General features: G+C 58.2%; 17 protein-coding genes. 9 read left to right on the plus strand and 8 right to left on the minus strand.

Annotated elements, in window-relative coordinates; all coding sequences use genetic code 11:
* Positions 1 to 173: 173 nt before the first annotated feature.
* The 8 genes from bamJ (at position 174) to HU724_RS09090 (ending at position 9,317) form a co-directional block, all read left to right on the plus strand.
* Positions 174 to 890, plus strand: coding sequence for a BamJ family beta-barrel-assembly machinery protein (bamJ, locus tag HU724_RS09055; RefSeq protein ID WP_016773732.1), 717 nt, complete (start codon positions 174 to 176; stop codon positions 888 to 890).
* Between the two features lie 292 nt (positions 891 to 1,182).
* Complete coding sequence (locus HU724_RS09060) at positions 1,183 to 1,638, plus strand: YkvA family protein (RefSeq protein WP_073472643.1); 456 nt, start codon at positions 1,183 to 1,185, stop codon at positions 1,636 to 1,638.
* A 112-nt stretch (positions 1,639 to 1,750) separates the two neighbouring features.
* A complete protein-coding gene (locus HU724_RS09065) occupies positions 1,751 to 2,092 on the plus strand; it encodes a helix-turn-helix domain-containing protein (RefSeq protein WP_076566752.1) in 342 nt (113 codons plus the stop codon).
* Entirely contained in the window at positions 2,089 to 2,460 is a 372-nt protein-coding gene (locus tag HU724_RS09070; protein ID WP_003223109.1) for a hypothetical protein, read from the plus strand. The genes HU724_RS09065 and HU724_RS09070 overlap by 4 nt, the downstream gene beginning before the upstream one ends.
* Entirely contained in the window at positions 2,461 to 2,868 is a 408-nt protein-coding gene (locus HU724_RS09075; RefSeq protein ID WP_186565877.1) for an SEL1-like repeat protein, read from the plus strand. It abuts the gene before it with no gap.
* Positions 2,869 to 3,107: 239 nt separating this feature from the next.
* Positions 3,108 to 7,877, plus strand: a complete 4,770-nt coding sequence (locus HU724_RS09080; RefSeq protein ID WP_186565875.1) for an RHS repeat-associated core domain-containing protein — start codon at positions 3,108 to 3,110, stop codon at positions 7,875 to 7,877.
* Positions 7,878 to 7,929: 52 nt separating this feature from the next.
* On the plus strand, positions 7,930 to 8,292 hold the full coding sequence (locus HU724_RS09085; protein WP_225927674.1) for a hypothetical protein: 363 nt from the start codon (positions 7,930 to 7,932) through the stop codon (positions 8,290 to 8,292).
* A gap of 107 nt (positions 8,293 to 8,399) precedes the next feature.
* The gene (locus HU724_RS09090) at positions 8,400 to 9,317 is read left to right on the plus strand and encodes a tetratricopeptide repeat protein (protein ID WP_186565871.1); all 918 of its coding nucleotides are present in this window, start codon (positions 8,400 to 8,402) and stop codon (positions 9,315 to 9,317) included.
* 124 nt (positions 9,318 to 9,441) lie between these two features.
* Here HU724_RS09090 and HU724_RS09095 read toward each other — a convergent pair whose 3' ends face one another.
* A complete protein-coding gene (locus HU724_RS09095) occupies positions 9,442 to 11,232 on the minus strand; it encodes a bifunctional diguanylate cyclase/phosphodiesterase (RefSeq protein WP_186565869.1) in 1,791 nt (596 codons plus the stop codon).
* A 118-nt stretch (positions 11,233 to 11,350) separates the two neighbouring features.
* Entirely contained in the window at positions 11,351 to 13,435 is a 2,085-nt protein-coding gene (locus HU724_RS09100) for a carboxy terminal-processing peptidase (protein ID WP_162999827.1), read from the minus strand.
* Positions 13,436 to 13,573: 138 nt separating this feature from the next.
* Between HU724_RS09100 and HU724_RS09105 the strand changes: the two genes are divergently transcribed.
* Positions 13,574 to 14,536: a zinc-binding dehydrogenase gene (locus HU724_RS09105; protein WP_133340149.1), complete on the plus strand. Its 963-nt coding sequence runs from the start codon at positions 13,574 to 13,576 to the stop codon at positions 14,534 to 14,536.
* A gap of 96 nt (positions 14,537 to 14,632) precedes the next feature.
* Here the strand turns inward: HU724_RS09105 and HU724_RS09110 are convergent, their stop codons facing one another.
* The 6 genes from HU724_RS09110 to HU724_RS09135 form a co-directional block, all read right to left on the minus strand.
* Entirely contained in the window at positions 14,633 to 15,286 is a 654-nt protein-coding gene (locus tag HU724_RS09110) for an HAD family hydrolase (protein WP_016773740.1), read from the minus strand.
* Positions 15,287 to 15,398: 112 nt separating this feature from the next.
* The gene (locus HU724_RS09115) at positions 15,399 to 16,388 is read right to left on the minus strand and encodes an ABC transporter ATP-binding protein (RefSeq protein ID WP_186565867.1); all 990 of its coding nucleotides are present in this window, start codon (positions 16,386 to 16,388) and stop codon (positions 15,399 to 15,401) included.
* Positions 16,385 to 17,185: an ABC transporter permease gene (locus tag HU724_RS09120; protein WP_016773742.1), complete on the minus strand. Its 801-nt coding sequence runs from the start codon at positions 17,183 to 17,185 to the stop codon at positions 16,385 to 16,387. Before HU724_RS09120 ends, HU724_RS09115 begins: the two co-directional genes overlap by 4 nt.
* Entirely contained in the window at positions 17,172 to 18,008 is an 837-nt protein-coding gene (locus HU724_RS09125) for an ABC transporter permease (RefSeq protein ID WP_186566070.1), read from the minus strand. The genes HU724_RS09120 and HU724_RS09125 overlap by 14 nt, the downstream gene beginning before the upstream one ends.
* 5 nt (positions 18,009 to 18,013) lie before the next feature.
* The gene (locus HU724_RS09130) at positions 18,014 to 18,820 is read right to left on the minus strand and encodes an alkaline phosphatase family protein (RefSeq protein ID WP_186565865.1); all 807 of its coding nucleotides are present in this window, start codon (positions 18,818 to 18,820) and stop codon (positions 18,014 to 18,016) included.
* Positions 18,821 to 19,001: 181 nt separating this feature from the next.
* A complete protein-coding gene (locus HU724_RS09135; RefSeq protein ID WP_122611955.1) occupies positions 19,002 to 20,069 on the minus strand; it encodes an ABC transporter substrate-binding protein in 1,068 nt (355 codons plus the stop codon).
* Between the last annotated feature and the right edge of the window lie 117 nt (positions 20,070 to 20,186).

The raw sequence follows: 20,186 nt of genomic DNA on the forward strand, positions 1-20,186 counted from the left end.
GCCTTGTCGTCCGTGAATGACAGAAGCTTCATCCAGCCATCGTCCAAATGCGTTTTAATCCCTGAACTTATCGGAAGATTCCTGCTCTCATGCCGGTAGCCATTGGTCGTGGCGGCCTGATAAGCTCGCGGCTTTACTCGATTGCCCATTCGGCGCATGAACAAGGAAATAGCATGAAACAGCATCGGTTGGCGGCGGCGGTAGCCCTGGTTAGCCTGGTACTCGCGGGTTGTGACTCGCAGACCAGCGTAGAGCTGAAAACCCCGGCGCAAAAAGCTTCCTACGGCATCGGCCTGAACATGGGCAAAAGCCTTGCCCAGGAAGGCATGGATGATCTGGACTCCAAAGCGGTAGCCCAGGGCATCGAAGATGCCGTTGGCAAGAAAGAACAGAAGCTGAAAGATGAAGAACTGGTCGAAGCCTTCGCCTCGCTGCAAAAGCGTGCTGAAGAGCGCATGGCCAAGATGAGCGAAGAGTCGGCAGCCGCCGGCAAGAAATTCCTCGAAGAAAACGGCAAGAAAGCCGGTGTCACCACCACCGCTTCGGGCCTGCAGTACGAAGTAGTGAAGAAAGCCGATGGCCCACAGCCTAAGCCGACCGACGTCGTCACTGTTCACTACACCGGCAAGCTGACCAACGGCACCGTGTTCGACAGCTCCGTCGAGCGCGGCAGCCCGATCGATCTGCCAGTCAGTGGCGTGATCCCGGGTTGGGTTGAAGGTCTGCAACTGATGCACGTTGGCGAGAAGTACAAACTGTACATCCCTAGCGATCTGGCTTACGGCGCTCAGTCGCCAAGCCCGGCAATCCCGGCCAACTCGGTTCTGGTTTTCGACCTGGAGCTGCTGGCCATCAAGGATCCAGCCAAAGAAGACGCCGCTGCCAAGTAACACGCAACGGCTCGAAAACAACGCCTCGCACATGCGAGGCGTTGTTGCATCTGCAGGTCAGGGAAGGTAAACAGAGCGAACTGACAGCGATCAGCACAGTCATAGCTTTGAGGCTGCCCGCGCTAGACGCCCTGAGCCGCCAAGTCAATGAAATCTTGGGCTTTTTTATGTGAGTAAAAAACGCCCGATCTGAGCGCAGCCCTTATGAAACGGGGTTCTCAGCGCTCAAATGCAGCTCTGTTCACAAGGTTATCCACAATTTGTGTGGATAACATTTCAACGGGAAGAATAGATGAAAGCTCCGTGGAATTTCGCTCGATTCCTGCCGTTGGCCGGTCGTCTGCTGGCCCGTGGACGTCTGCCGACCCTGTTGTTTGCCGTGGCCAGCAAAGGCGCCGCGCAAGGCAATCGCTTGGGCAAACTCAAGGATGATCTGCGCTTGCTGCAGTCGTTATGCCTGGCCTACTGGCGTGGCGAGTATCGCGCGATCAGTGCCAAGTCGCTGATTTCGGTGGTGGCGGGCCTGATGTATTTCCTCAGCCCGGTCGATGCCATTCCGGATTTCATTCCCATGTTCGGCATGCTCGATGACATCGCTGTCCTCGCCTGGCTGATGAAAACCCTCGATGACGAGCTCAACGCCTTTCGCCTGTGGCGCAAACGCCAGCAGCCCGAAAAGCTGGCGGTGGTTGAACGCCTCCCTGATACCCCTGAACAATTGCAGCTGCAAGGCCCGAAAAAAACCTGATTGACCAAGACTGCCTACAGATAGATACCACTCGCGACCTTAGCCGCTGTTAGGATTACACTTCTAGGGAAAAGTGCCGACTCGCTAAGTGGTGTTGTCCTACGGGGTAGTCATGGATATTCAGATAATTGCACGCGATGGCGAACCCGAATACGCGGTTCTGCCGTGGGCTCAATATCAGGCTTTACTGAAAGCAGCAGGGATCAACGCAACACCGGCGCAGCAGCCAGCAGCGCCGCTCGCCACTTCGCCGGAGCCGATTCTTCCGGGTCTGGATCAATTACGCAGTTTGCGCGAAGGGAAGGGCATCGCCATCGAGGCGCTGGCCCGCACGGTAGGCATCAGCCCGTCTTACCTGGCCATGATCGAAAGTGGTGAGCGTCAGCCCGACGCCGCGATTCGCCGCAGCCTGGCCTGGGAACTGACGGTGCCGGGTTGGAGGGACGAATCGTGAGCGTACGCATCAGCCGTCAACATTGGGACGGATTGCTGGGGGAACTGGACCAGGCGCGCCGTCAGCGCCATCTTCTGACCTATCGAGCCTTGCTTGAGCGTTTGCAGCTGCCGACACCGGCGATGCAGACACTGACGGCTGCGCTGGAGCATCTGGCCGCACTGGATGCCAAAGCCGAGCAGCCGTTGCGCAGTTCGCTGGTCATCAGCCAGGGCGCGAGTCGTTTGCCGCGTACCGGGTTCTTTGAATGTGTCGAGCGTCTGGGGCGTTTTTCCGGGCCTTCGGATGGCGTTGCGGCGGCGTCCTGGCATGCGTCGGAAGTGGTGCGGGTCTTCGAATACGAATACCCGGAATCGGCGGAGGCCTGAGTGTTTCTGCGGCTCAAGGCGCGGGCCGGTTATTGGCTGGCCCGCCGGCTTTTTCATTGGTCGTGGTTCGTTCGCCAGCCGCGTGGCTGGGGCTGGCTTGAAGGCCAGTTTGCGCGCATGGCCAACCTCGGCGATGTCGATGCTCAAAGCTTTTATGGGCACATTCTGACTTTTCGCGGCGTCGGGCTAGGCGCGCGTGAAGAAGGCGTGCGTCTGCTGCGTCTGGCGGCGTTGGCCGGCGACGGTAAAGCGGCGTATCAAGTCGGCGTGATCAGCCTCGCCGGTACCCCGAGCAAGGCGCCGGATCCCGCTGAAGCCGCTCGTTGGTGGAGCATGGCTGCCAAAGCCGGCCACCCGTTGGCCGAGCTGAAGCTGCAGCAGCTGAGGGCTGGTGATTCAACGCAGTAATTCCATGTATGTCTTCTAAGTAAACGCGGCGTGAGGTTTTCCTCACGCCGCGTTTACGTTTCTGCCTGCACGTTTTTCGCTTGATGCTGGATTGCAGATTAGTCCTACATCCTTTGCCTACTCGCCTGACTTCTTTCCTCTTTGATCCCCCGCACAGTTCCCGCGACTAATTTCTTGCGCGAGGGACCGCTCATGCTTCAGCCCGTTTTTCAGTCCACCTTGTTTGCTCGCGTGTGTTGATGGAAGCCATCGCGCGCATCGAGCAGGAACTCGACAGCTTTCCGCAAACGCTCAGCCTCTACCGCAAACAGCTTGATCACTGGTTCAGTCGCAGGGCGGACCAGATCAGCGAGGCAGCAGACCTGCCGTCGCTGGTGGGTATGGAGCGGATCATCCGCTTCGGCGATAGCAGTACGTCGGTCAGCAGCAGCGACGACGAATTTTCCTCCAGCGTCTTCCAGTGCCCGCACGGCGGGCTGATGCAAATCGAGAGCAAGTTCGAATCGGTCTACGACATCCCGCTGGGCAACATTTCCGTCGATGTGGTCGACGTGGATAGCGGCAAGACCAGTCCGGTCACCCTTGATCAGCAGGGCAAGGCTGAATTCAGAGGCGAAGAGGGCAAGTTATACCGCGTTCTGGTCCACAGCGCTGTCACCTCCAGTCAAGTCGACGAGCTGTTCAAATCCTATGACGGTTTGACCGGCGAACTTGAGCGCTGGCTGCGTAGCGAGTGGCAGGGTTTCAAGCCGCAGTGGTCACAGTCGGTGGCAACCGCAGCCAGCAACGGCATGCTCGCCGGCAGTTGGGCGGCCATCGAGGGGGTATGGGACAGCCTCGGTCTGCTCTCGGAAATTCTTCAGGACCCCGGCAAGTTTGCCGAGCGTTTGGGCAGTGGCGCGGCTGAGCTGATCGAGCTGGCACAGACCGCTCCGGATCTCATGGAAAAGCTGCAGTTGCTGGTCAGTGACGAAGCGGCGATGTGCTTGCTGCTACGGTCGGCGAGTCTGTGGCTGGACATGCTGCCGCCCAGCGCGATTGCCGGCAAGTCCGCTGAAGTGGCGTCGATGATGATCGTGCAACTGATCATCGATGTGTTGATCAGCGTGGTGCTGACGTTTGTCGGAGCGGGGGCGGGGATCGCTTATCTGACGCTACGTCTGGCCGATCGTGCAGCCCAGTTGTTCAGCGTTGCCAAGCGTCTGGTCAAAGCGCTGTTTGGCATCGTCAGCACGTTTATTGAATACGTCGATCGTTACAAAGCCGTTGCCGCGCGAGGCATTGCCGCCGGGGTGAAAAACGGCCGGATGCAATTGCGCTGGGATGCCAAGCGCAACGCCATGTTGAAGAAAGACGAGCCCCACGACGACGTCCCCGACCAGGCAAAAAACCCCAACGGCGATGCCGCCGATTGCGTACCCAACACCTGCAAGAACGGCTGCCCGGTGTCGATGGTCACCGGCGAAGAACTGCTGACCCTGACCGACGCCGTGCTCGACGGCGTGCTGCCGTTCGAGTTCACCCGCTTGTACCGCAGCAGCGCGGTCGAGATCGACATCGGCCTGGGTTTCGGCTGGAGCCATACGCTCGCCCATCGGCTGGCCTTCGACGGCGATGGCGTGATCTGGATCGATCACGAAAACCGCCGCACCCGTTTTCCCTTGCCCAATGTCGCGCGCCCGGCGATTCACAACAGCCTGTCGCGGGCGGCGATCTTTCTCGGCGATGAACCGGAAGAACTGATTCTCGCGTTGGCCGGTGACAGCGCGCGGTTTTACCACTTTCGCGCTGGCCGGCTGACCGCAATCAGCGATGTCTACGGCAATCGTCTGACCCTGCAACGCGATCGCTCCGACCGCATACAGCGTCTGGACAATGGCGCCGGCCGCTCATTGCTGTTGCGTTATGACCGCACGCAACTGGTGGCGGTCGATTACCAAGTTTTAGTTCAGGGCGAGTGGACCACCGAGCAAAATCTTGCCACCTACAGCTTCGATGCCCGGCAATGCCTGCTGGTCGCGACCAACGCGGTCGGCGACAGCGAACGCTACGACTACGACGATCACCACGTCATCCTCCAGCGCCAGCTGACCGGCGGCGCGAGCTTCTTCTGGGAGTGGCAGCGCGAGGGCAAAGCGGCGCGCTGCGTGAGGCACTGGGCGTCGTTCTCGCAGATGAACACCCGTTACGTCTGGAACGATGACAACGCCAGCGTGACCGTGCATTACGTCGACGGCACTGAAGAAGTCTACGTCCACGACGAGCGCGCGCGACTGGTGCGGCAGGTCGCGGCCGATGGCGGCGAGCAGCTCAAGGCCTATGACCAGCAGGGGCGCTTGATCGCCGAGCAGGATGCATTGGGCGCGGTCACCGAATATCGCTACGACGAAGTCGGACGGCTGATCGCGCTGATTCCGCCGGACGATGCACCAACGTCCTACGAGTACCGCAACGGGTTTCTCTACAAGCGTTGCCGTGGTGAGGCGGTGTGGATCTACCGGCGCAACGCTGAAGGCGCCGTTACCGAAGCGGTCGATCCCGACGGCCAGGTCACGCATTACTACTACAACCTGCGCGGGCAATTGCTGTCGCTGCGTTATCCGGACAGCAGCCGCCACCGCTGGGTGTGGAACGAGCTCGGCCAGCTCATCGAAGAAACCCTGCCCGATGGCGGCGTGCGGCGCTTTTCCTACGATGCGCTGGGCCGGCGGATTACCACTCAGGACGAATTTGGTGTTGTCAGCCGTCAGCAGTGGGACGCGGCTGGCCGACTGATCCTGACGACTTCTCCTACGGGCAGCACGCGCGCCTACAGCTACGGCGCCTACGGCCAGATCACCGCCGAACGCGACGAGCTCGGGCGCATCACCCGCTATGAATATGACGATGATCTGCACCTAGTCTCGCGGCGGATCAACCCCGACGGCACCCGCGTGCAGTATCGCTATGACCATGCGCGGTTGTTGCTGACCGAGATTGAAAACGAGTCGGGCGAAAAATACCGACTGGATTACACGCCGACCGGATTGATCCGACAGGAAACCGGGTTTGATGGGCGGCGCACGGCTTACGTCTACGACCTCAATGGTCATTTGCTGGAAAAGACCGAGTTCGGCGAGCAGGGTTTATCGCTGGTCACCCGGTACGAGCGCGACGCGGCTGGAAGGTTGCGAGTCAAAACCCTGGCCGATGGGATCAAAGTCCGCTACGACTACGACCGCCTCGGCCGATTGATCGGTGTCGATGACGGCCAGAACCATCCGCTGGCCTTCGAGTATGACCGTCAGGATCGCTTGATCACCGAGCATCAGGGCTGGGGCACTCTGCGCTACGCCTATGACGCCTGCGGTCAGCTCAAACGCCTGCGCCTGCCGGACAACAGCAAGCTCGATTATCACTACGCCAAGGGCGGTGCGCTGTCGGCCATCGACCTCAACGGCACGCCGCTCACGCGCCACGTCTACCAGTCCGGTCGCGAGCAGCAACGCCAGCAGGGTCTGCTGCTCAGCGAATATGCCTACGACGATCAGGGCCGCTTGCTCGCCCATGCTGTAGGTCATCGCCACGCCTCGCTGTACCGCCGCGATTATGCCTACAGCGCCAACGGCAATCTTGAGCACATCGCCGACAGCCGCCACGGTCAGCGCACCTACGGCTACGACGCCCTCGACCGGTTGATCCGCGTACGCCACTCGCGCGACGAACTGCCCGAATCCTTCGCCCACGACCCGGCCGGCAACCTGCTGATGCAGGACCGCCCCGGTCCCGCCCAGATCAAAGGCAATCGCCTGCTGATGCAGGGCGACCGCCATTACGACTACGACGCCTTCGGCAACCTGATCCGCGAACGCCGTGGCCACGGCCAGACCCTGGTCACCGAGTACCGCTACGACTGCCAGCACCGCCTGATCGGCCTGACCCGCCCCGACGGCCAGACCGCCACTTATCACTACGACGCCTTCGGCCGGCGCATCCGCAAAACCGTCGACGGCGCCGTCACCGAATTCTTCTGGCAAGGCGAACACCTCGTCGCCGAAAGCAGCACCAGCCAATACCGCAGCTTCCTCTACGAACCCGGCACCTTCCGCCCACTCGCGATGCTCGACGGCAAAGGCCCGAAAAAGGCCTGCCCCTTCTACTACCAACTCGACCACCTCGGCACCCCACAGGAACTCACCGACTACAGCGGCGAAATCGTCTGGTCCGCGCAATACGACGCCTACGGCAAAGTCGCCGCTGTGACCCTGGCCGGCGAAGACTACCTGGATCAACCGCTGCGCTTTCAGGGGCAGTATTTCGATGCGGAAAGCGGCCTGCACTACAACCGGCATCGGTATTACGACCCGAGGTTGGGACGGTATCTGACGCCGGACCCGGTGAAGCTCGCGGGTGGGTTGAATCAGTACCAGTACGTACCGAATCCGACGGGGTGGGTGGATCCGTTGGGGTTGACGTCCAATTGCCCGCCGCCGAATAAGCCTGGGTGTGCGGTGCCGGGGGCGATTGATGGGGCTAAAGTGGATGAGGGTGAACCTGCGCTGCCGAAGATGACGGCGCAGGAACGACGGGCGAGGATTGATGAGTTGGCGGAGGCGAATGCGAAGCGAGAAGTCTTGAAACTGGAGAAAAAACACAATATGCATACCGTTGCGAAGCATAACCCAGAGATTTCAGATAAAGCCCTGAAACAGAGATCAATTGACGGTAGTCATCCAACCAAAAAAGGTCAGAACGGACCAACAAGGCCTAGCTCGCAATTCAAAACATGGTTGCTGCAACTGAATGCAATAAATGATGCGATAACTAGAATGGAGCGAAAAACTCCTATTCCTACGGGCTATACCAAAGATGGTGATCCTGTCATTAGAAAGGAAATGCCGAGAGGGGGGAGGGGGTACAAGCCAAACAAAAAGGACAAGGAAAATCCCAAGTTTATAAAGGATTTGAATTTCTCAGAAGTGCGATTCGATCAGGCGAGTGGCAAACCTTACACGGCTTTTCCAGATTAGAGAGTGCGATATGTTAATGTGGCCAAAATTTAATACACCATTTGAACCCACTATGCATTATTGGTTGGGCGGCATCTCCGTTTTTGGTCGAGAGGAAACTCTCGGTGCTGAGTTGTGGAAGTACAATCCCAATAACCGAGAAGAACGAAGGGGTGTCATTCATAAGTATATTTTGCGTAGATTTGATTGCTTGACATATCGGCACAAATTTCTGCTATTTGATGTGCTAAGGAAGGCGCTGAGTTCGCCAGGTTTTGATTTTTCTTCATTATTTCAGAGTGATGAGGATGCTAATTTTTATTTGGCTTGGGATGAAACAGAAATTCATGATTCGAGAGTTTTTTTTGAAGATATATATAATGCAGTACTCATAGAGTGGAAAGATGATTTGCTTCGGGCGAGCTCGGAAGCTTAAGCTCCTAATGAGGGCGTTTTTGGAATTTATAATATAAAAAGGATTTTTTTGTGGTTGGGTTGTCAGTTATTAATAATGTGTTTACTTGTGTAGTTCTCTGGAATTTTGTGACCGCCGTGATCGCGGGCGAATCTCAAGATCCTCTAAGATCAATTGAGCAGGGTGATTGTCATCCATCAATTGATAAGCTTTATAAAATTGCTATGAGTGGTAACGTAGATGGCCAGTTGGCATTTGGATATGCTGCAAGTAAAAACCTTTGTGAGGCTGTCGAGTTAGGAGGAAAGTATTCCATTGATTGGTTTCGCTCTGCTGCGCACCAAGGCAACGCGGTTGCACAAGCTGAACTTGCTAAAAAGCTTGTTAGTACGTGGAATGCGAAAAATGAAGAGGAGGCTTTAGGTTGGTATCGATTGGCTGCAGACCAAGGAAATGCTAATGCCCAATTTGGATTGGCACAAATGTACGATCGCGGCTGGACGATGTCTAAGAATATTCCAAAGAGTGATAGCGAGGCCATGGATTTGTACTTCAAGGCTGCGGCGCAAGGCCACGTAGGTTCGTTCTTTGTTTTGTCTCAGATTTATCGAAAAGGACAGATGGTGAAGAGAGACGTGTCGAAAGAGGCTTATTGGAATAAGAAAGGAGCTGAAAACGATGATCACCACGCTCAAGTTAGGTTGGCCGATATGTATAAAAAAGGGGCAGGTGTAGCTCAGAGTGATGCGAAGGCAAGGTATTGGTATAGCCAAGCTAATGCACTAGGCAATAAATATGCAAAAACTAGCTTGGCCAGAATGCTTCGAGATGGCGAAGGAGGACCTGTTGATAAAAAAATAGCAGTTAAGCTATTTGCTGAGGCAGCTGAAGCGGAAGAGCCTAATGCCCAATATGAACTTGGAAGGATATATTTACACGGCTTGCTTGGGGTACGGAAAGACACAGCGATAGCTAAAGTTTGGATGATGAAAGCGGCCCAAAGATTACATCCTCTCGCAATCGAGGAGTTGGAAGGCTTAGAGTAAAAGTTCGTGTTTTGTGTGTTGTGGGGTTCGAACATGATATTTGCTACGATTCAGTAATAGTTATTGGTTTACCTTTCTCAGATCGATCAGAGACGCGTTCACAGAGGTACGTATTGTTTGAGGTTCACCGTTGACCCATCAACTGCGAATGGTGGAGGGCTTCGGTCGTTAGGCTATCCAACAAATACACACTAAACCCCACAACCCCCTTCGCATGATGCTTAGCCTGCGAAGCCATCTCCGCAAGCTGGCTGGCATCAAGCGCTGCACAAGCCTCAGGGCGCAGATGCACCACCCCAATCGATAACGACAACAACGCAAATTCCTGCCGCACGCCCTGGCGATTCGGCGCAATAAAACATCCTGCCTCAAGGTGTTCAGGCCGATAGAAGCGGCGGCATTGGCTTTGGAAGTCGTCGAGCAGTTGGTTGAGGCGTTTGCGCCAGTCTTCGGGGCCGAGGACGAGGAGGAAGTCGTCGCCGCCGATGTGGCCGACGAAGTCGCGGGTGGGGTCGATGCGTTCGTTGAGGCATTGGGCGAGGCAGAGCAGGACTTCGTCGCCACGGCCGTAGCCGTAGATGTCGTTGAAGGGTTTGAAACTGTCAATGTCGACGTAGCAGATGATCGACTCGCGGGCCTGTTGCAGCAGGCGCGTGAGGCACTGCTGGATCGGCACGTTGCCGGGCAGCAGGGTTAGCGGATTAGCGTAGCGCGCCTGTTGGATTTTCAGTTCGGTGATCAGTTTGAGCACATCGATCACCCGGCCGAGGCCGAGGTAACTGCCGTTGAGGGTGATGATGAAGTCTTCTTCGATGCGCTGGCGGGCGCGGCTGGTGATCAGGCGGCTGACTTGCTGGAGTGACTGGCTGATTTCCACGGCGAGGAAGTCATCGTTCATCAGGCGGCTGATCGGTTTGCGCGCGAACAGATCGGTGGCAAACGGTTTGAGCAGTGCGTCCGACAGCGAGTGGCGATGGACGATGCCGCAGGGCTGGCCTTGTTCGTCGAGCACCGCGAGCGAATTGAGGTTGGCCTGGCGGCGAAAGGCTTCCAGCACGGTCGCGGTAGGTGTATCACGCTGCACGGCGGGCTGGTCGTTGAGCAGGGCGCTGAGGTCGCTGCCTTCGTCATTCAGCGCGACGGCGCTGCTGTCGTGTTTGGGCATCATCGCGCGAGCGTCGCGGGATGGATGTTCCTGAGGGCGGCCGAGCAGGTAGCCCTGCACCAGGTCGACGCCCATTTCAGTCAGCACCGCGAGTTCTTCCGGCAACTCGATCCCCTCGGCAATCACTTGCGCGCGGGAAGCCTTGGCAATTTGCAGAATCGAACCGACAAACTCTCTTTTCAACGCATCCTGATGAATGCCATCAATGAAGTGCCGGTCGATCTTCACGTAATCCGGACGCAATTCCGACCACAGGCGCAGGCTCGAATACCCTGCGCCCAAGTCATCCAGCGCAATGGAAAAACCCATCGCCCGGTAATGATGCAGGGCGGTTTGCAGCAACTGGAAGTCATCGATCGGGGTTTGCTCGGTGAGCTCGATGACCACCTGGCTCGGCGCAATGCCCAAGTCTTGCAGCAATTGCAAAGTGCGTCCCGGTTGGTGCGCGGCTTCGAGCAAGGATTCCGGCGAGACGTTGAGGAACAGCTTGCCCGGCAGTTGCTGCTCATTGAAGCGGCGACAGGCGCTTTGTCGGCAGGCGATTTCCAGTTCACTCAATCGTCCAGCCTGTCGCGCCACGGCGAACAGGGCAATCGGCGAGTGAAGAGGGCTGTTGGACGGCCCACGGGTCAGGGCTTCGTAACCGAGAATGCGGCGTTCGGAAAGACAGATGATCGGCTGGAACAAGCTGTGTAAACCGCTTTGAGTCAGGATCGAGCTCAACGCGCTCAGCTGTTCGGTCGTGGTCATGGCAGTCTCTGGCGATAAAAAAAGGACCGGGAGCGCTTGCTCCCGGTCCTTTATTGCACGACAGAATGATGACTGTTTGATGACGATCCGGGGATCGCCAGCACTAAATTGCCATCACTTACTTTTTGGCCACCTGATTGCTCAGTTTCAGGTAATCCAGCAGCACGCGCCCGGTTTCGCTCAGGTAGGCATCGTCTTCCGGTTTGACCTTGTCCGGCTCGGCAGCGGCCAGTGCGTCTTCGTCTTCTTTCTTCAGCTCTTTGAGCGGTTCTTCGCCTTTGGCCTTGCGACGGATGTTCTCCATCGCCAGTTGCTTGGCGTCGATGTCGGCGTGCTGGGCGCGACGATCGGCTTCGTTGAGGCTGACGGTTTTTTCTTCCATCAGTTTCTGCGCCAGGGCCAGCTTGTCGCGGATGAACACGAACTCGGCATCCTTGTTGGTGCGCGCGTCATGTTCGGACTTCAGCTGGGCGAGGAACGGCTTGAACGGATCGGCCGCTGGTTTGATCGCCGCGCGGATGGTGTCCCACGGCATGGCTTCCGGCAGGGCGCTTTCACCGATTTCCTTGGTGTCGATCAGCGACGGGTAGTCGATGTCCGGCAGCACGCCCTGATGCTGGGTGCTCTGCCCGGAGACACGGTAGAACTTGGCCAGGGTCAGTTTCAGTTCGCCATGGTTCAGCGGCTGAATCGTCTGCACGGTGCCTTTGCCGAAGGTCTGACCACCGATGATCAGCGCGCGGTGGTAGTCCTGCATGGCGCCGGCGAAGATCTCCGAAGCCGAGGCGGACAGGCGGTTGACCAGCAGCGCCATCGGGCCTTTGTAGAACGCGCCCGGGTTTTCATCTTCCAGCACGTCGACACGGCCATCGGCATTACGCACCAGCACGGTCGGACCTTTGTCGATAAACAGGCTGGTCAGTTCGGTGGCTTCCTGCAGGGAGCCGCCGCCGTTGTTGCGCAGGTCGATGACCACGCCGTCGACTTTGTCCTTCTGCAGCTCGGTCAGCAGCTTCTTGACGTCGCGAGTGGTGCTCTTGTAGTCCGGATCGCCGGCACGGAAGGCCTTGAAGTCAAGGTAGAAGGCCGGGATCTCGATGACGCCAAGTTTGTAGTCCTTGCCGTCCTGTTTCAGGCTGAGGATCGACTTCTTCACGGCCTGGTCTTCAAGCTTCACCGCTTCACGGGTGATCGGCACGATCTTGGTGGTCTGGTCGTTCGGCGCATTGCTCGCCGGGATCACTTCCAGGCGCACCACGGTGCCTTTCGGACCACGAATCAGTTTGACCACTTCGTCCAGACGCCAGCCGACCACGTCGACCATTTCCTTGTTGCCTTGGGCAACGCCGATGATCTTGTCGGCCGGAGCGACCTGCTTGGTCTTGTCCGCCGGGCCTGCCGGCACCAGACGCACGACTTTCACTTGATCGTTGTCGCTCTGCAACACGGCGCCAATGCCCTCGAGGGACAGGCTCATGTTGATGTCGAAGTTTTCCGCGTTATCCGGCGACAGATAGTTGGTGTGCGGGTCGTAGGACATGGCGAATGTGTTGATGTACGCCTGGAAGATGTCCTCGGCACGGGTCTGGTCGAGGCGCGCCAGCTGATTCTTGTAGCGCTTGGTCAGGGTTTCCTGGATCTGCTTCGGGTCTTTGCCGGCGATCTTCTGGCGCAGCACTTCGTCCTTGACGCGTTTGCGCCACAGGTCGTCGAGTTCTGCGGTGGACTTGAGCCAAGGCGCGTCCTTGCGATCGATCAGCAAGGTCTCCTTGGTGTTGAAGTCCATCTTGTCGACGCCTTTGTTCAGCTCGGCAAGGGCGAAGTCCAGACGCGCCTTGACGCGGTCCAGATAGCGCTTGTAGATGGTGAACCCGGCGTTGAGGTCGCCGCTTTTGAGGAAGTCGTCGAACTGCGTCTTCCACTTGTCGAATTCGGCGATATCGCTGGCCATGAAATAGCTGCGCGACGGGTCGAGCAGCTTGATGTAGCTGTCGTAGATGATCACCGAGCGCGCATCGTCGAGCGGCGGCTTGCTGTAGTGGTGACGCTTGAGCAACTCGACGACGTTCAGGCTGGCGATGACTTCATCGCGATCAGGCTGCAACTTGTCCCAGCTGTTGGCTGCGAATGTGGTGCCCGACACCGGCAACAGGCCGATACCGATGAAAAGAGCGAGGGCGGTGCTGGGGAGCAGATGCTTCATGCTGATTCGACGCGGGGACAATTGATAACGCATATTAGGCCGTCTTTGAAGTCGCCGGTTCTTTGAGAGCCGGTCGCATAATGCAAAAAGCCCGGCGCTACAGCTTCGGGCTCAGTCCAGACTCACTATGGAGGCAGTGTGAAGGCATTGCAAGGCGTTGAAGGTCAAGTGGCATGGGTTGAAGAGCCGAGTCCTACCTGCGATGTAGGACAAGTCCGCATCCGGGTGGCGGCAGCCGGCCTCAATCGAGCCGATTTATTACAGAAGGCAGGGCTTTATCCGCCGCCCCCCGGTGCCAGCCACGTGCTCGGTCTTGAGTGCTCCGGGGTGATCAGCGAAGTCGGTGCGGGCTCGTCCTGGCAAGTCGGCGATCGGGTTTGCGCCTTGCTGGCCGGGGGCGGCATGGCCGAAGAGGTGGTCGTCGACGGACGGCACGTGCTGCCAGTGCCCGAAGGTGTTTCGCTGATCGAGGCGGCGGCATTGCCCGAGGTGTACGCCACCGTCTGGCTGAATGTGTTTCAACTTGCAGCGTTGAAGCCCGGTGAGAAAATTCTCCTGCACGCCGGCGCAAGTGGCATCGGTTCAGCCGCCATTCAGCTGTGCAAAGCCTTCGGTAACCCGTGCTGGGTCAGCGTCGGTTCCGCCGAGCGCCTGGCTTACTGTGAAGCGCTGGGTGCGCAGGGCGGCGTGGTGCGCACCGATGATCTGGAGAGCCTGCGCGACTTCGGGCCGTTCGATGTAATTCTCGATCCTGTGGGCGGCAATTATTCAGCATTGAACCTCAAGCTGATGGCGCTGGACGGGCGTTGGGTGCTGATCGGTTTGATGGGCGGGCGCGAGGCGAAACTGGATCTGGCGCAGGTGTTGGCCAAGCGTGTGCAACTGCTCGGTTCAACGTTGCGCAGTCGTGGCGATCAGTTCAAGGCGGATCTGCTCAGTGACCTGGGCCAGCATGTCTGGCCGCTGTTTGCCGAGGGCCGCTTGCGTCCGCAATTGGCCAAAGCGTTTGCGGTGAAGGATGCCGAAGCAGCGTTTGCCGAACTGGCGAGCAATACGGTGGCGGGCAAGTTGGTGTTGGTGATCAATGAAGGTTTGAGCTGACAGCAAAACAAGGTCAAAAGATCGCAGCCTTCGGCAGCTCCTACAGAGGCACGCATTCCAAAAGTAGGAGCTGCCGAAGGCTGCGATCTTTTGCTTTTATTTCCAGAGATGGATCGGCCAGCCGGCCTTTTCTGCGTGCTCAAGCAGCACCGGATCCGGATTGACCACGTGCGGGAAGTCCACTTTAAGCAACAACGGCAGATCATTGCGCGAATCGGAATAAAAACTCGCGCCTTCGAGGTTTTCTTCTTCGGCATCCAGCCATTCCAGCAGGCGGGTGATCTTGCCTTCGCGGTAAGTCAGGGTGCCGACGGTGTTGCCGCTATACACGCCATGGGCGACTTCCAGTTCGATGGCCAATATCTCGTCGATGCCCAGACGATCGGCGATCGGGCGAACCAGGTGCGCACCGGATGCCGAAATCACCAGAATCCGGTCGCCGGCCTTGCGGTGGGCGGCGATGGTTTTGGTCGCGTCGCTGAAGATGATCGGCTCAATGAAATCTTCCACCCACGGGCCAACCAAGTGCTCGATTTCCTCAGGGGTGCGGCCTATCAATGGTTCGAGACTGAAGGCCATATAGTCTTCCATCGCCAGATGTCCGCGGCCGTAGGCATCCATCAGTTCCTTGTCGCGCTGCATGAACGACTCGCCATCGACCCAGCCGAGGCGGACCATCTGCTCACTCCATAGCGAGGAGCAGTCGCCGTGGATCAACGTTTCGTCCAGATCAAAAATTGCCAAAGCCATCGGGTTCTCTCCGAGAACAGCTGCAAGCTACGAGCTAATAGCTGCAAGAATTAAAATCAGGTGCACCGCAGTCTACAACTTGAAGCTTGTAGCTCGAAGCTTGCAGCTGCTTTTAAGCTACTTCGCACAGGGCGGTCGGATCGATGGAAAGTGCCAGGCGCTGTCCGTCGGGATGCAGATCGGCGGCGGAGCGGTTGAGCACATCGACCACCAGTTCCACGCCGCGCGCTTCGACGCGATAGCGAATGACGTTGCCGAGCAGGCTGTGGTTGCGGATCTGCGCGTCGAGTTCGCCGTCAAGGCTCAGTTCGATGGCTTCCGGGCGGATGGCGATGCGGTGGTTGATCGTTCGTTGCAACAGCTTCGACGCAGCCTCGGCGTCGAGCAGGTTGTAGTTGCCGATGAAGCCGGCGGCGAACACATCGACCGGCGCGGTGTAGAGGGTTTCGGCGTCGCCGCTCTGGACGATCTTTCCCTGATTCATCAGGAAAATCCGGTCCGACATGGTCAGCGCTTCTTCCTGATCGTGGGTGACGAAGATCGTGGTCAGGCCGAGTTCGCGCTGGATCTGACGAATCTGTTCGCGCAGGTGTTTGCGAATTCGTGCGTCGAGCGCCGACAGCGGCTCATCCAGCAGCAACAAGCGCGGGCGGGTGACCAGCGATCGGGCGAGGGCGACACGCTGGCACTGACCACCGGACAGTTGATGCGGATAGCGGCTGGCGAAGTCGTGCAGTTCAACCAGTTTCAACACTTCAGAGACCCGCTTGTGGCTGTCATCGGCGTTGACCTTTTGCATGCGCAGGCCGAAGGCGACGTTCTGTTCGACGGTCATGTTGGGGAACAGCGCGTAGCTCTGAAAGACCATGCCGATACCGCGTTTCTGCGGACTCAACGGCACGATGTCGACGCCATCGAGCAAAATCTTGCCGCCATCCACCGGGGTCAGCCCGGCGATGCAACGCAGCAAAGTCGACTTGCCGCACCCGGACGGGCCGAGCAGGGTGACGAACTCGCCTTTGTTGATTTCGCAATCGATGTCGCTGAACACCGTGGTGCCGGCATAACTTTTCTGCAGGTGTTGGACGCTGACGTAGCTCATTCGCTTTTGTCCTTGTTCAAGATGTTGGCGATCCAGGTCAGGACCAGCACGAAAAAGAAATACGAAATGACCAGCGCACTGGTGAAGTGGCCGCTGCTGTTACGCATGTTGTTCAGGTACACCTGCAGAGTTTCGTAGCGGGTGCCGACGAGGATGTTGGCGAACACGAATTCACCGAAGAGGAACGAGAACGACAATAGCAGCGCCACCATCAGGCCTTTGCGCAGATTCGGCAGCACCACCAGAAACGCCGCTTGAAAAGTGCTGGCGCCAAGCAGTTGCGCGGCGTCCATCAGGTCGCGCAGGTTGATCGCTTGCAGGTTGTTGGTGATCGCGCGGTACATGAACGGCAGCGCCACGGTGAAGTAGCAGCCGATCAGAATCCACGGTGTGCCGACCATCGCCATCGGCCCGGAACCGTAGAGCTGCAACAGCCCCACCGAGGACACCACCGGCGGTACCGCGAAGGGCAGCAGGATGAGGATGTTCATCAGCGCATCGAGTTTCGGAAAGTAGTAATGCACGACGAACAGCAACGGCAGGATCAGCACCACCGACAGCACCAGCGCGCCGACACACACAATCAGCGACTGGCCGAATGCATGCAGAAAGCGCGGATCGCTCCACAGCTGGATGTACCACTTGAAGGTGAAACCGCTGGGCAGAATCGTTGCCGACCAACTGCTGGCGATCGAATAGACCAGCGTGCCCAGCAGCGGCAACAGCAGAATGGCGAACAGCAGATAAACCACGACGCGGTGGTAGAGGCCGGCCGGGCCGGATTCAGCGCGAGACATGGTAGCTCCTCTTCAACAGCAATTGATGCACGACGGTGACAATGGTCATCAGCGCCACGAGCACCACAGCCAGGGCGCTGGCCAGGTTCGGGTCCAGGGAAATGTCGCCGGAGACCATCGCCGCAATACGGATTGGCAGAACGTTGAAATTGCCGGTGGTCAGCGCATAAACCGTGGCGTAGGCGCCGAGGGCGTTGGCCAGCAGGATCACGAACGTGCCGAGCAACGCCGGGGTCAACACCGGCAGGCCGATGTGCCGCCAGAACTGCCAGCCGTTGGCGCCGAGCAGTGCGGCGGACTCGCGCCAGTCTTCACGCAGAGCGTCGAAAGCCGGGTAGAGCAGCAACACGCCGAGCGGGATCTGGAAGTAGGTGTAGAGGATGATCAGGCCGGTTTTCGAATACAGATTGAAGTCCTGAATGATCCCCGACTGTTTGAGCATGATGGTGATGCTGCCGTTGAAACCGAGCAGGATGATGAACGCGAACGCCAGCGGCACGCCGGCAAAATTGCTGGTCATGTTGGCGAAGGCATTGACGAAGTTGCGCAGCTTCGAATCGACCCGGCGCAGGGAGTACGCACCAAGCACGGCGATGATGATGCCGAATACGCTCGACCAGAAACTGATCTCCAGGCTGTACTGGATCGCCTGCCGATAGAACTTCGAACCGAAGATCTTGCTGAAGTTGGCCAGGCCCCAGCCGGACTCTTCCGATTGCAGGCTGTTGATCATCACCCAGACCAGCGGGGCGATTTCGAAGATGATGAAGAACAGCGCGAAGGGCACCAGGCACAGCGCCGCGAGCCATTTGCCGCGAGTCATGGCATTCACTTGAACAACTCCCGGCATACAGGTTTGTCATGGGGCACGCCGAGCAGTTCGCAGATCGTGCCGCACAGCTCGGTCTGCTTCGGTGTGACGTCAGGGTTCAGGCTGAAGACCTCGCCGAGGACGAACAGCGGCACCTGACGTTCTTCCGCCAGCAGGCCGTTGTGCGAGCGATCATTGTTCATGCCATGGTCGGCAGTCACCAGCACTTGATAGCCGGCGTCTAGCCAGTTTTGTAGATAGTCGGCAAGGATGATGTCGGCCGAACGCGCGCTGTTACGGTATTGCGAGCTGTCGAGGCCGTGCTTGTGCCCGGCGTCGTCGATGTTCATCGGGTGGACCAGGAGAAAGTTCGGCGCGTGGCGCAGGCGCAGGTCCTCGGCATCGGCGAACAGGTGCGAATCCGGATAATGATCGTTCCAGTAGAAGTGGCCGTACTGGATCGGCAGCGTCGGATCGTTGGTGTGGCGGTCGCGCGCCGCCACGAACGGTGAGCGGTTATATAACTCGCTGACCCAGTGATACGCCGCAGCGGCGGTTTTCAACCCGGCATCGCGGGCGTAGTGATAGATGCTGCGCTGGTTGGACAAGCGCGAGACATTGTTGTGGACGATGCCGCTGTCGATCGGCGGCACGCCGGTGAGAATACATTCGTAAAGCGGTCGGGACAGGGCCGGCAGTTCGCACTCCAGTTGATAGAGCGCCGCGCGTCCTGCGCCAACATAAGCCTGCAGATGCCCCATGGCGTGACACGCAACCTCGTAGTTGAGGCCGTCGAGCACGACAAGGATGACGTTGTGCTTCATAGGGGCAAGAACTCCGCGAAATTCAGTTATTCCGAAATCAACCCGATCCCCTGTGGGAGCGAGCCCGCTCGCGAATGCAATACATCATTCAACAGTGATGTCGACTGACGCGCCGCCGTCGCGAGCAGGCTCGCTCCCACATTCGGATCTTCAGCGGATCCCGAACAGGGGGATCACAGGATTACTTCATCTCGACGATGACTTCCTCGTTCCACTGCTGCGGCAGGGCTTTGGAGGTCTTTTCCCACGCCTCGGCGTCCTTAACCGGCGTGACCTTCTTGTACTGCTCGTTTGGCAGCAGTTTGGCTTTCACGTCTTCCGGCAGTTGCAGGTGTTCGGCGCGGATCGGCCGGGCGTTGCCACGGGCGAGGTTGGTCTGGCCGGCGTCGCTGAAGATGTATTCGCGGGTCAGCTTGGCGGCGTTGGGGTTTTTCGCGTACTTGTTGATGATCGTGGTGTAGCCGGAAATCACCGAGCCGTCGGATGGAATCAGCACTACGTAATCATCCGGGTTCGCCATTTTGGCTTTGTAGCTCAGACCATTGAAGTCCCAGACCACGCCGACTTCGATCTCGCCTTTTTCCATGGTGGCGATGGTCGGGTTGGCCATCGACAGACGACCTTGTTTGGCAAGGTCGGCGAACAGCAGCAGGGCAGGCTTGATGTTTTTCTCGTCACCGCCATTGGCCAGTGCGGCAGCGAGGACACCGTTGGCAGCCTGGGCAGCGGTGCTTACGTCGCCGATGGAGACTTTGTATTTACCGGTTTTCAGGTCAGCCCATTTGGTCGGTACGTCGGAGCCGTGCAGCAGCTTCTTGTTGACGATGAAGGCGATGGTGCCGGTGTAGGCCAGCGCCCAGTTGCCGTCCTTGTCCTTGGCCCAGTCCGGCACCTGATCCCAGGTGCTTGGTTTGTACGGTTGCACCACGCCTTGCTTGACCGCGATCGGGCCGAAGGCGGCACCGACGTCGCCGATATCAGCGGTGGCGTTGTCTTTTTCAGCAGCGAACTTGGCGATTTCCTGGGCCGAGCTCATGTCGGTGTCGATGTGTTTCAGGCCGTATTTCTTGGCCAGATCTTCCCAGGTGCCTTTCCAGTTGGCCCAGTCATCGGGCATGCCGACGCTGTTCACGGCGCCTTCCGCCTTCGCAGCGGCTTCGAGGGTTTTCAGATCGGTGTCGGCCGCCATGGCGGCGGTGCACATAGCGATGGTCGAGCCTAACAGTGTTGCCAGGAAAAGCTGTTTCATTCCGAAGCTCCTTGGTCGTGTTCAACGCTGCGATTGCGGTTGGTGTTGGTCTAGGTCAGCAATACCTGAGCCAATTTAGGTCGGCTGGATGACATTTTGATGTCGATGGCATCGTGG

The organism is Pseudomonas iranensis, from assembly GCF_014268585.2.
GTDB classification, from domain to species: domain Bacteria; phylum Pseudomonadota; class Gammaproteobacteria; order Pseudomonadales; family Pseudomonadaceae; genus Aquipseudomonas; species Aquipseudomonas iranensis.